The sequence below is a fragment of the Burkholderia sp. MSMB1589WGS genome, assembly GCF_001636105.1.
In the GTDB taxonomy this organism is placed as follows: Bacteria; Pseudomonadota; Gammaproteobacteria; order Burkholderiales; family Burkholderiaceae; genus Burkholderia; species Burkholderia humptydooensis.
Genome location: NZ_LNJT01000008.1, coordinates 868023 through 878126, shown reverse-complemented (window position 1 = coordinate 878126; position 10104 = coordinate 868023). Strand labels below are relative to the sequence as shown.

The window sequence follows — 10104 nt, the reverse complement described above, 5'->3', positions numbered from 1 at the left end:
CGACGGCCGGCGAACGCTGGCGACGGGGCGATGCCGGCGTCAGACGCCGAGCAGTTCGACTTCGAACACGAGCGTCGCGTTGGGCGGAATCACGCCGCCCGCGCCGCGCGAGCCGTAGCCGAGCTGCGGCGGGATCGTCAGGCGGCGCACGCCGCCCACCTTCATCCCTTGCACGCCTTCGTCCCAGCCCTTGATGACCATGCCGCCGCCGAGCACGAATGCGAACGGATCGTTGCGGTCCCTGCTCGAATCGAACTTCTGGCCGTCGGTGAGCCAGCCCGTGTAGTGCACGCTCACCGTCTGGCCCGCGCGCGCCTCGGCGCCCGCGCCTTCGGTCAGGTCTTCGTATTTGAGGCCCGATTCGGTGGTGACGACTGCCATGAATTGCTCCTGAAGGATCGAAATGATCCGCTATTGTAGGGGAGCCGCAGGATCTCGACCGAATTTCCCGGCGGGCCGGCTTCGTGCTGGTTTCGCGGCCCGGCGCTTGCCGCGCGCCTGCGCGTTTGGAAGACCGCCACTAACTCGCGCCTTGCTTATCCACGGCTCCTCGCCATATTGTTTCAGTTATTAATGTAAAGGTCGGCGGCAGTTTTCGGCGCGCGATCCCCGGGCGGGCGTATCGACGGCGAATCGTTTGGGCGAGCGACCATACGATCGGCTTGCGCGCCGCCGCCGGCCCGGCAAATCGAAGATATGAGGAGACGTGGATGAATCGACCCGCGAAGTCGACGGACTCGGTGTTCGTCATGCCCGTGCGTCGCGACCTGCGCTTCAATCTGCCGGTCGAGCGCGCGACGAATTGGCACGGACAGGGCTCGCAAGTCTCGCACTTCTTCAACGCGCTGTCGCTGCTGTTTCCGGCGGGCGAGCGCTTCTTCATGGATTCGGTGCGCAACTATCGCGACCGGATCGACGATCCCGTGCTGAAGCAACAGGTGCTCGGCTTCATCGGCCAGGAGGCGATGCACACGCGCGAGCACGTCGAGTACAACGAACTGATGCAGGCGAATCGGTTGCCGGCGCGCACGGTCAACAGGCGCGTATGGAAGGTGACGGGCTGGATGAAGAAGGTGCTGCCGCATTCGGTGCAGCTCGCGCATACGGTTGCGGCCGAGCACTATACGGCGATGCTGGCCAACTGGCTGCTGACCGAGCCCGCCGCGCTCGCCGGCTCGCACGAAGGCTACAGGCAGATGTGGCTGTGGCACGCGCTCGAGGAGACCGAGCACAAGGCGGTGTCGTTCGACGTCTGGAACACGGTGATGAAGCCGGGGCCGAAGCGCTACCTGATTCGCGTCGGCGTGTATTTGCTGACGACGATGACGTTCTGGCCGAACGTGTTCCTGATCCATTCGCAACTGATCCGCTGGGACCGGACGTCGGACAAGAGCGTGCGCGGCCTCTGGCGCGTGGTCTGCCTGTTGTACGGTCCGCGGCGGGGAATGTTTCCGGGGATCGCGCGCGAGTGGCTGAGCTTCTTCCGGCCGGGCTTCCATCCGTGGGACCACGACAATCGGCACCATCTCGCGCGCGTCGACGGCATCGTCGAGGCGACGCAGGCGCGCGCCGCGCAGACGCTGCCGCCCGTCGACCTCGACGGCGCCAAGCCGGCGTGAGCAAATGCCGGCGATTCGCCGTCGCCGCGAATTCGTGGGACCGTAGGCGGGGCGATTGCGCGAGAGACGGATAGAGAACCAGCACGGAAGGCGTGCGGGCGGAGGCAGGCAGCCGCCGTGCAGCGGCCGACAACGACCCGGACAACGCGGCCTGGACAGCGGCCATTCAACTCAGACCCCATCAAACCCCAATCCGCAGCTTATTCGGTTCCGCCATCATTTTTCTTGCAAAGATCCCGAAATGGACTAATCTTGTTAGTAGATTCATTTCGAGACTAACCGCCATGTCCCGTCCCGCCCTGAAGCCGTTTCCGAATCCGCCGGCGGCGACAGTCGAGCAAATGTCAGCGGCCGGTCTGCGCGCGTTCTTCAATATCGCGCGCGACTGGGATCTGTCGACCGACGAGCAGCTCGTCCTGCTGGGCTCGCCCGGCCGTTCGACGTTCTTCAAATGGAAGGCGTCGCCGCAAACCGCGCGCCTCACGCACGATACGCTCGAGCGCCTGTCGCTCGTGCTCGGCATCTACAAGGCGCTGCAGATCCTGCTGCCGCAGCCGGCCGCGGCGGATGCGTGGGTCAAGCGGCCGAACGACGCCGCGCCGTTCAACGGCCGGCGCGCGCTCGACCGGATGCTCGCGGGGAACGTCAGCGATCTCGTCGCGGTGCGGCAATATCTCGACGCGGCGCGAGGCGGATGGGCGTGAATTCTCCGGAGCGGCAGACGAACTGGCCCACCGCGGCGCTCGACTGGACGCCCGCCTACCGCGTGATTCCCACGCGCTTTCCCGCGATCAACCTGTTCGACCGCGTCGCATCGGCCGAGGATTTCGACGCGCTCTACGCACTCGAGGCGCTGACCAACGATCGCGTGCGGACCGAGGTCGGCATGCTCGAGCTCGTGCCGCCGCAAGAGCGGCGCTTCGGGCCCGGTTACGGGCCGATCATGGCGGCGTTCACGCACCTGAATCCGAACGGCAGCCGTTTCTCGGACGGCAGCTATGGCGTGTTCTATTGCGCCCGCGCGCGCAATACGGCGATCGCGGAGACGCGCTATCACACGTCGCTGTTCCTCGCCGCGACGAAGGAGCCGCCGATGCGCCAGCAGATGCGTCTCTACACGGTGGCCGCGCAGGGCGAGGTCGCCGACGTGCGCATGTGGCGCGAGCGCGATCCGGCGCTCCTCGATCTCGTCGACTACTCGGCCGGCCAGGCGTTCGGCCGCGCGGTGCGCGACGCGGGCGTCGCGGGCGTCGCGTATCCGTCGGTGCGGGACCCGGGCGGCGAATGTCTCGCCGCGTTCAGGACGACGTTGCTGCACGATTGCCGCCACGCGGCGTATCTCGAATACAACTGGAACGGCGCGGCGGTCGATGCGGTGTTCGAGCTGAATCAGGTCGGCTGAGCTCGCGCACGGCATGCGGTGTGGTTGCGTCGCGACGTCGAGGGCCGGCTCAGCCGCCGCGCGTCACGGCAGCGGCACGTCGGCGGCGCCCTGATGGCGCGCGGCCGCGACCGACATCGACCAGCTTTCGCCGCTCTTCACATCGAGCAGCGTGAGCCGGCCCGACGGATCGAACGCGCCCGTGTCGACGAACGTCTGCGCGCCGATGCGCACGACGTCGTGCATCGGCGTATGGCCGCAGTAGGTGGTCGACAGACCGATCTGCCGCGCGGCCGGGTCGGTGCGCCCGTACGCAAGCTCGCGGCCCCACAGCAGCCGCGTGATCACGTCGGGCGCGTAGTCGCCGCGGTCGAGATCGGCGTCGCTGCCGAAGAATTCCGCGTGCAGCACGTTGAAGCGCTCGTCGCCTTCGCCGACGACGCGCACGAGCGGCAACTCGCGCAGCCGCCGGGCGTAGCGCTCGAGCGTCCCGGCGGGCAGGTCGGCCGCCCATTCGCCGCCGATGCGCTTCCACACGCTCATCGGCAGCTTGCCGTCCGCGACCGAGCAGAGCGCGTCCTCGTGATTGCCAAGCACGCAATGAAACCACGGGCGATCGAGCAGCGCGAGCGCTGCCTCCGACTGCGCGCCGCGGTCGACGAGGTCGCCGACCGAGAACAGCCGGTCGCGTGCCGGATCGAAGCGCACGGTGTGCAGCAGCGCACGCAGCGGGTCGACGCAGCCGTGCAGATCGCCGACGACGAAATCGCGGCCGGCATGGTTCGCGGTATGGCGACGGATCAGGGGAGCGGTGTCCATTCGCCCATCTTAGGACACAGCCGCGCTTGGCGCAGCGGGAGAACATGACGATAATCGCTGCGACGCGCCGCTGCCGCGGCGCGGTTTTTACCGAGCCGCAGCAGCGGCGCTGTCTTTCACCCGACTTTCGATCGTTTCGACGAACAACCATGACGTTCTACCCGCAAGTGCTGCGCAATCGTCCGCGCATGATGATCGCGGCCGCTGCCGGCGTCGCGTTCGGCCTGCTGTTCCCGTATCCGCTGCGGCCGTTCGCGCGCGCATTGATCGGCTGGGATTGCACGATCTGGCTGTATCTCGCGCTGATGTGGGTGAGGATGGTGCGCGCGCATCATCGCAAGGTGCGCGAGATCGCGATGCGCGAGGACGAGAACGCGACGATCGTGTTGGCCATCATCTGTTTTGCAACGGTCGCGAGCATCGCGGCGATCGTGCTCGAGCTCGTCAGCGTGAAGAGCGTCGGGTTCCGCTCCGGCCTCGGCCATTACGCGGTGACGGGCGCGACGATGTTCGGCGCATGGTTCCTGATTCCGACGATCTTCACGCTGCACTATGCGCGGCTCTACTATCTCTCGCCGACGCAGGCGCGCGCGATGGCGTTTCCCGATCGCGAGCTCGAGCCCGATTACTGGGATTTCCTCTACTTCTCGTTCACGATCGCGGTTGCGTCGCAGACGTCGGACGTATCGCTGCGCGGGCGATCGATCCGGCGCGCGGCGCTCGCACAATCGATCCTGTCGTTCTACTTCAACATGGCCGTGCTCGGGCTGTCGGTCAACGTCGCGGCCGGCTTGCTGAGCTGAGCCCGAATGCGCGGACGTTGCATGTCGCGTCGGCCGTCGCGTACGCACGGGCGGAACGAGCCGGCGCGCGAGCCTCGGATATGCAGCCATTTCCTTGCATTTCACGGAGGCGCTGCCTAATATGCAGCCAGGAGGCTGCATATGAACACATCGACCGATCGTATCGAAAGGCGGATCGTGCTGAATGCGCCGCGCTCGCGGGTCTGGCGCGCGCTGACGAACGCCGACGAATTCGGCGCGTGGTTTCGCGTCGATCTGGCAGGGCAGGCGTTCGAAGCGGGGCGGCGCGTGGAAGGCCGCATCATGTACCCCGGCTATGAGCATCTGGTGTTGCAGATGTGGATCGAGCGGATCGAGCCGGAGCATCGTTTCTCGTATCGCTGGCATCCCGCCGCGGTCGATCCGGCCGTCGACTACTCGCAGGAGGCGCCGACGCTCGTCACGTTCGAGCTTGCCGACGTCGAAGGCGGCACGTTGCTCACCGTCGTCGAATCGGGCTTCGACAAGCTGCCGATCGAGCGCCGCGCCGACGCATTCCGGATGAACAGCGGCGGCTGGGACGAGCAGATGACGAACATCGCCGCGCATGTCGACGCGCGCTGACGGCCGGCCGTCGCGCGCACCGCTCAAGCGTGCGCAGTTGCGCGATTGCGCGGCGGTGTTCGCTGCGCTCGGCGACGAAACTCGCCTGCGGATCGTCGCCGCGTTGTGCGCCGGCACGGCGCTGTCGATCGCGCAGATCACCGCGGGCACCGACATCACGCGCCAGTCGGTCACGCAGCATCTGCTGGTGCTCGCGCAAGCGGGACTCGTGCGCGACGCGAAGGTCGGGCGCGAGCGGCTGTGGAGCTTCGATCCCGCGCGGATCGACGCCGCGCGCGCGGCGCTGGAGACGATCGGCCGACAGTGGGATCAGGCGCTGCTGCGGCTCAAGCAGGCCGTCGAAGGATGACGGCGGCATGGCCTCGCCGCCTTCGGACACGAACGGTCGGCTTCGTCGGCCGATAGGGGCGGTCGAACGAATGCCCGTCGTCGAGCAACGCGTCGCGCCGATGCCCATGTCACGACGCATGCTGCCGAATCCGCGCGGGCGCTTCCGCGCAAGACATGCGAAGCGCGCGCAGCGCGCACATGCTGTCCATTGCCGCCACACGGGAGCTTCGCCGCATATCGCATCGTCATCGCTCGTCGATTATTGGCCGGTGAAATAGAACGCATTCGATTACATCGCGAGCGCAGCCGAAATGGCGGCCAACCGATCGGCGAATACGCCTGGCTCATCGATTTCCATTTCGACAGCTTTGGGCACGCGTAAAACGCAGCGCGACACGGCCTTTCATTCATCGCAATGCGCACTTGGCGCGCGCAGTGGCTTCACGCCGGCCAATTGATTGAGTCGCCGAAAATGATTGTGCGACCAAAAATAAAAATCAATAAGCGCTTAAATATCTGCCTCGATGCTTATTCTCCAATTGCGATGAAATGGCATGCACATATTCCGGAAGTAATCTAAGTATTTCCGCAGGGAATTTCATCTAGCCTATCAACCATTGAATGCGGCGACGAACGACACGCATTCGATGCGACGCCGCGCACACGTGAATCCGCTCCTTGGGGGGAATCGACGGCACATCGGCGAGCGATTCGAAAAAAAGCAGCCAGCAGTCAGAGAGAAAGCAGCAAGCAGTGAAACGACGAGGGGCCGGTAGTCGTTGACGAACGAACGTGCAGCGCGAGCGCGCATGCCGTGTCGTTCCGCCGTCTGCCGGTGCGCAATGCCGCCTGAATCTCGAAGGTGCCCGTGAAGAGACATCGCAAAGAGGATTCAGCCAGATGGCCAGACACATCATTCAAGCAATCCAGTCTCATGCGTTCGCGACGCCGTACAAATGCGCGCTGTCCGATTCTCGCGGCGATCTCGGCTACGCCGATCTCGACCGTTTCAGCACTCGCTTCGCGTTGCGCCTGCAGGATCTGGGCTGCCGCCCCGGCGAGCGCATCGTGATGCTCGCGAGCCGCCGCGCGCTGCTCGTCGCGGCGATCGTCGGCGTGTTCAAGGCGGGCTGCGTGCACGTGCCGCTCGATCCGCGCATGCCGGCCGACCGCCTTCGCTACATCCTGCACGACGTCGCGCCGGCGCTCGTGATCGCCGACGAAGATCTGATCGACGCGATCGAGCACGCGCTGCCGTGCGCCGCGCCGATCGTGCCGCTGAGCGAGCTCGATCGGCTCCTCGCCGACGACGATTCGCCGCGGCTCGACGCGCTCGTGCAGCCGTTGCCGCTGCCGCGGTTCGACGAGAGCGCGATCGCGTACTGCATCTACACGTCGGGCTCGACCGGCCGCCCGAAGGGCGTGCTGATCAACCATCGCAGCATCGTGGACTTCTTCGAGGGAACGCGCTCCGTCTACGACGTCACGTCGCAATCGCGCTGCGCGAGCTTCTCGCCGCTGAATTTCGACGTGTACCTGATGGACATGCTGTTTCCGCTTGCGCAGGGCGCCTCGCTGTACGTGCACGACGACGTGAACGCGCCCGATCTGCTGTTCGACGCGATCCGCGCGCACGACGTCACGCACTTTTCCGCGTGGGGGATGATGCTCGGCCTGATCGCGCAGGCGGAAGAATTCGAATCCGCGCCGCTGCCGCATCTGAAGACGATCCTTACCGGCACCGACGTGCCCGACGTGAAGACGATCCAGCGCTGGCTCAGGAAGAACGCGGGCGTGCAGGTGATCAACGCATACGGTCCGACCGAGGCGACCTGCGCGGCGACCGCACACGTGATCCGGGAGATCGAGCCGGAGCGGCGCACGCTCTATCCGATCGGCAAGCCGCTCGAGCATGTGCGAGCGCTGCTCGTCGACGAAGGCGGCGGCCGAATCACGGCGCCGGGCGTGCCTGGCGAGCTGATGATCGGCGGCACGCAGGTGATGCAGGGCTACTGGAATCTGCCGGAGGAAACGGCGGCGCGGCTCGTGCGCCTCGACGGCGTGCCGTTCTACCGGACGGGCGACGTCTGCACGTATCTCGCCGACGGCAGCCTGTACTACATGGGCCGCAAGGACAACGAAGTGAAGATCGGCGGCTACCGGATTCATTTGAGCGAAATCCAGCGGGTCATCAACAGCGTGCCGCACGTGTACGGATCGGAGGTGGTGCTGCTCGAATCGCGCTACGGCGAGACGCTGCTCGCCGCCGGCGTGCTGTTCGATCGCGGCGCGTCGCTCGACGCCGGCCGCAAGGTCGACGAAATCAGGCAGCGCCTCGCGGCGGAACTGCCCGCCTACATGGTGCCCCGCCACGTCACGGTTCTCGAGCAGTTTCCGCAGTTGTCGTCGGGAAAGACGGATCGCAAAGCGCTTCTGTCGATATTGCAACACCGCATCAACGAAAGTAACCAGGAGGAAGTGAATTCATGAATACCGAAACGATGTTGATTCAGATTCTGGAGAGCGTGGTCGGCGTCAAGAAGGTGACGGGCGATACCCGTTTTCTGGACGTCGGCGGCAATTCGCTCAATCTCGTCGAAGTGCTCAAGCAGATCAAGGCGCAGACGGGCGTCGCGCCGTCGCCGAGGCTGTTTTTCGACAAGACGCGCTCGACGGTGGCGGCGTTGAGCGCCGAGATCGATACGCTGCGCGAAATGAGCAGCGCAGCGGCCCCGGTCGCGGGCTGATCCCGCAGGGCATTGCAAGGGCCGCGCAAGCGGCGGCCGCGACAAGCGGATTTTTCAGGACATGGCTCTTTACGCCATATTTAGGAGAACTGATATGCAAAAGCGTTTTTACCTGTCGGAAGCCGAGAAGAAATTCTTCTACGAGAACGGCTACGCCGGCCCTTTCACGCTGTACGAACCGGAGGAGATGACCCGCGTCTGGGAAGAAGTGCGGATGGACTTGCTCGACACGGCGAAGGCGGCGTTCCCGGACAGCAAGCTCAACTACGACCGCCATCTCGACATGCTCTCGCTGAACCAGATCATCAGCCATCCGAAGATTGTCGACCGGATCTCGAGCATCCTCGGGCCGGACGTGCTGAGCTGGCGCACCGAGTGGTTCCCGAAATACCCGGGGGACGAAGGCACCGACTGGCACCAGGCCCAGAGCTTCGTCGAGTTCGAAGGCACCGAGAAGCTCGAGCCGACGGCGGAGGAAGAAGGGCGGCCGTGGGAGTTGACCGCCTGGATCGCGATGAGCGAGGCGACCAAGGAGAACGGCTGCCTGAAGCTGATGCCCGGCAGCCATCGCACCTGGTACTTCGACGAGAAGCGCAACATCCCGTTCGAGCCGGAGAACTTCAACAAGCGCGTGCTCGACGACGGCCAGAAATCGGGCTTCTACGGCTACGACTACGAAAAGCTGAAGCTCGACCCGAGCTGGAAGCCGGACGAGTCGCGCGCGGTGCACATGGAGGTGAAGCCGGGCCAGTTCTTCATCTTCACGTCGCGCTGCATGCACGGCTCGAACCCGAACACGAGCAAGGACTCGGTGCGCTTCGGCTGGGCGACGCGCTTCGTGCCGACGCACGTGAAGGTCTACGCGGGGCAGGACTCGTTCCACCACTTCGGCGAAGTGCTGCCGCTCGAGCGCTACTCGACGGTGCTGGTGGCGGGCGAGGACCGTTACGGCCATAACCGTGTGACGAAGCCGCTTGCCGCCGTCGCGGCGGTCGCGTAAGCGATGGACGGCGCCGACATGAATGCACGCGAGGCCCGCTGGTTCCTGTTCGGCGCCGACGAACGGAAACCCGATGCGCGAATCCGGCTGTTCTGCTTTCACTACGCGGGCAGCGGCGGCTCGATCTTCCGGCACTGGGATGAGGCGCTGCCGGACGACGTCGAGCTCGTCGCGGTGCAGATGCCCGGCCGCGAGAATCGCCTGAACGAGCCGCTGCTGTACGCGATGGATGACGTCGCGTCCCCGCTCGTCGATGCGCTCGCTCCGCTGCTCGACCGCCCGTTCGCGTTCTTCGGGCACAGCACGGGCGCGCTGATCGGTTTCGAGGTTGCGCGGGTGCTGCGCGCGCGCGGTTATCCGCAGCCGCGCTTGCTGATCGCGTCCGCGCAGAACGCGCCCGACGTGAAGCCGGAAGTGATTCGGCATCGATTGTCGGACGCGGAGTTCGTCGAAGTGCTGCGCGGCTGCAACGGCACGCCCGACGCGATTCTGCAGGACCCGGCGCTGCTCGAGCTGCTGCTGCCGCGGATACGCGCGGACGGCGCGGTGTTCGAGACGTATCGGTATGAGCGGCAGGCGCCGCTCGATTGCCGGATCGTCGTCTTCCACGGCGCCGCCGACGGTCTCGTGCACGACGCGGGTCTCGCCCGCTGGGCGGGCGAGACGCAGCACAGCTTCGCGCGGTACCGGTTTGCCGGCGACCACTTCTTCATCCACGACGAAGAGGCGTCGGTGCTCGACCACATCAACCGCGAGCTCGAGCCGCTCCTGAGCGACGCGAGCTCCACTCTAATCGGATGAC

12 protein-coding genes are annotated in these 10104 nt (G+C 65.6%); 10 read left to right on the top strand and 2 right to left on the bottom strand.

Features of this window, described 5'->3' with window-relative positions:
- Positions 1–39 precede the first annotated feature (39 nt).
- The gene (locus tag WT16_RS21675; RefSeq protein WP_006027944.1) at positions 40–381 is read right to left on the bottom strand and encodes an FKBP-type peptidyl-prolyl cis-trans isomerase; all 342 of its coding nucleotides are present in this window, start codon (positions 379–381) and stop codon (positions 40–42) included.
- Positions 382–710: 329 nt separating this feature from the next.
- Here WT16_RS21675 and WT16_RS21670 point away from each other — a divergent pair, with 329 nt between their 5' ends.
- The 3 genes from WT16_RS21670 to WT16_RS21660 all read left to right on the top strand — a co-directional run bounded on the left by WT16_RS21670 (position 711) and on the right by WT16_RS21660 (position 3021).
- Entirely contained in the window at positions 711–1619 is a 909-nt protein-coding gene (locus WT16_RS21670) for a metal-dependent hydrolase (protein ID WP_063534179.1), read from the top strand.
- A gap of 284 nt (positions 1620–1903) precedes the next feature.
- Positions 1904–2323, top strand: a complete 420-nt coding sequence (locus WT16_RS21665; RefSeq protein ID WP_006027942.1) for an MbcA/ParS/Xre antitoxin family protein — start codon at positions 1904–1906, stop codon at positions 2321–2323.
- Entirely contained in the window at positions 2314–3021 is a 708-nt protein-coding gene (locus tag WT16_RS21660) for an RES family NAD+ phosphorylase (RefSeq protein ID WP_041862025.1), read from the top strand. Before WT16_RS21665 ends, WT16_RS21660 begins: the two co-directional genes overlap by 10 nt.
- A gap of 63 nt (positions 3022–3084) precedes the next feature.
- Here the strand turns inward: WT16_RS21660 and WT16_RS21655 are convergent, their stop codons facing one another.
- Entirely contained in the window at positions 3085–3819 is a 735-nt protein-coding gene (locus WT16_RS21655; protein WP_063534178.1) for a metallophosphoesterase, read from the bottom strand.
- A gap of 149 nt (positions 3820–3968) precedes the next feature.
- On the opposite strand from WT16_RS21655, the gene WT16_RS21650 reads away from it, so the two are divergent.
- The 7 genes from WT16_RS21650 to WT16_RS21615 all read left to right on the top strand — a co-directional run bounded on the left by WT16_RS21650 (position 3969) and on the right by WT16_RS21615 (position 10103).
- The gene (locus WT16_RS21650) at positions 3969–4622 is read left to right on the top strand and encodes a DUF1345 domain-containing protein (RefSeq protein WP_063534177.1); all 654 of its coding nucleotides are present in this window, start codon (positions 3969–3971) and stop codon (positions 4620–4622) included.
- 141 nt (positions 4623–4763) lie between these two features.
- Complete coding sequence (locus tag WT16_RS21645) at positions 4764–5225, top strand: SRPBCC family protein (protein ID WP_059928891.1); 462 nt, start codon at positions 4764–4766, stop codon at positions 5223–5225.
- Positions 5209–5574 (top strand): metalloregulator ArsR/SmtB family transcription factor, encoded by a 366-nt coding sequence (locus WT16_RS21640; protein ID WP_063534176.1) that lies wholly within the window; start codon positions 5209–5211, stop codon positions 5572–5574. The genes WT16_RS21645 and WT16_RS21640 overlap by 17 nt, the downstream gene beginning before the upstream one ends.
- An 881-nt stretch (positions 5575–6455) precedes the next feature.
- Entirely contained in the window at positions 6456–8045 is a 1590-nt protein-coding gene (locus WT16_RS21630) for an amino acid adenylation domain-containing protein (RefSeq protein ID WP_063534174.1), read from the top strand.
- On the top strand, positions 8042–8302 hold the full coding sequence (locus WT16_RS21625; RefSeq protein WP_006027934.1) for an acyl carrier protein: 261 nt from the start codon (positions 8042–8044) through the stop codon (positions 8300–8302). Before WT16_RS21630 ends, WT16_RS21625 begins: the two co-directional genes overlap by 4 nt.
- 94 nt (positions 8303–8396) lie before the next feature.
- Positions 8397–9302, top strand: a complete 906-nt coding sequence (locus WT16_RS21620; RefSeq protein ID WP_059928888.1) for a chlorinating enzyme — start codon at positions 8397–8399, stop codon at positions 9300–9302.
- Positions 9303–9305: 3 nt separating this feature from the next.
- Complete coding sequence (locus tag WT16_RS21615) at positions 9306–10103, top strand: alpha/beta fold hydrolase (RefSeq protein ID WP_063534173.1); 798 nt, start codon at positions 9306–9308, stop codon at positions 10101–10103.
- The last annotated feature ends 1 nt before the right edge of the window (position 10104 follow it).

Excerpts from the sequence above, each read along its gene's own strand:
- WT16_RS21675 (WP_006027944.1), bottom strand. The coding sequence starts at position 381 with ATGGCAGTCGTCACCACCGAATCGGGCCTCAAATACGAAGACCTGACC.
- WT16_RS21670 (WP_063534179.1), top strand. The coding sequence starts at position 711 with ATGAATCGACCCGCGAAGTCGACGGACTCGGTGTTCGTCATGCCCGTG.
- WT16_RS21665 (WP_006027942.1), top strand. The coding sequence starts at position 1,904 with ATGTCCCGTCCCGCCCTGAAGCCGTTTCCGAATCCGCCGGCGGCGACA.
- WT16_RS21660 (WP_041862025.1), top strand. The coding sequence starts at position 2,314 with ATGGGCGTGAATTCTCCGGAGCGGCAGACGAACTGGCCCACCGCGGCG.
- WT16_RS21655 (WP_063534178.1), bottom strand. The coding sequence starts at position 3,819 with ATGGACACCGCTCCCCTGATCCGTCGCCATACCGCGAACCATGCCGGC.
- WT16_RS21650 (WP_063534177.1), top strand. The coding sequence starts at position 3,969 with ATGACGTTCTACCCGCAAGTGCTGCGCAATCGTCCGCGCATGATGATC.
- WT16_RS21645 (WP_059928891.1), top strand. The coding sequence starts at position 4,764 with ATGAACACATCGACCGATCGTATCGAAAGGCGGATCGTGCTGAATGCG.
- WT16_RS21640 (WP_063534176.1), top strand. The coding sequence starts at position 5,209 with ATGTCGACGCGCGCTGACGGCCGGCCGTCGCGCGCACCGCTCAAGCGT.
- WT16_RS21630 (WP_063534174.1), top strand. The coding sequence starts at position 6,456 with ATGGCCAGACACATCATTCAAGCAATCCAGTCTCATGCGTTCGCGACG.
- WT16_RS21625 (WP_006027934.1), top strand. The coding sequence starts at position 8,042 with ATGAATACCGAAACGATGTTGATTCAGATTCTGGAGAGCGTGGTCGGC.
- WT16_RS21620 (WP_059928888.1), top strand. The coding sequence starts at position 8,397 with ATGCAAAAGCGTTTTTACCTGTCGGAAGCCGAGAAGAAATTCTTCTAC.
- WT16_RS21615 (WP_063534173.1), top strand. The coding sequence starts at position 9,306 with ATGGACGGCGCCGACATGAATGCACGCGAGGCCCGCTGGTTCCTGTTC.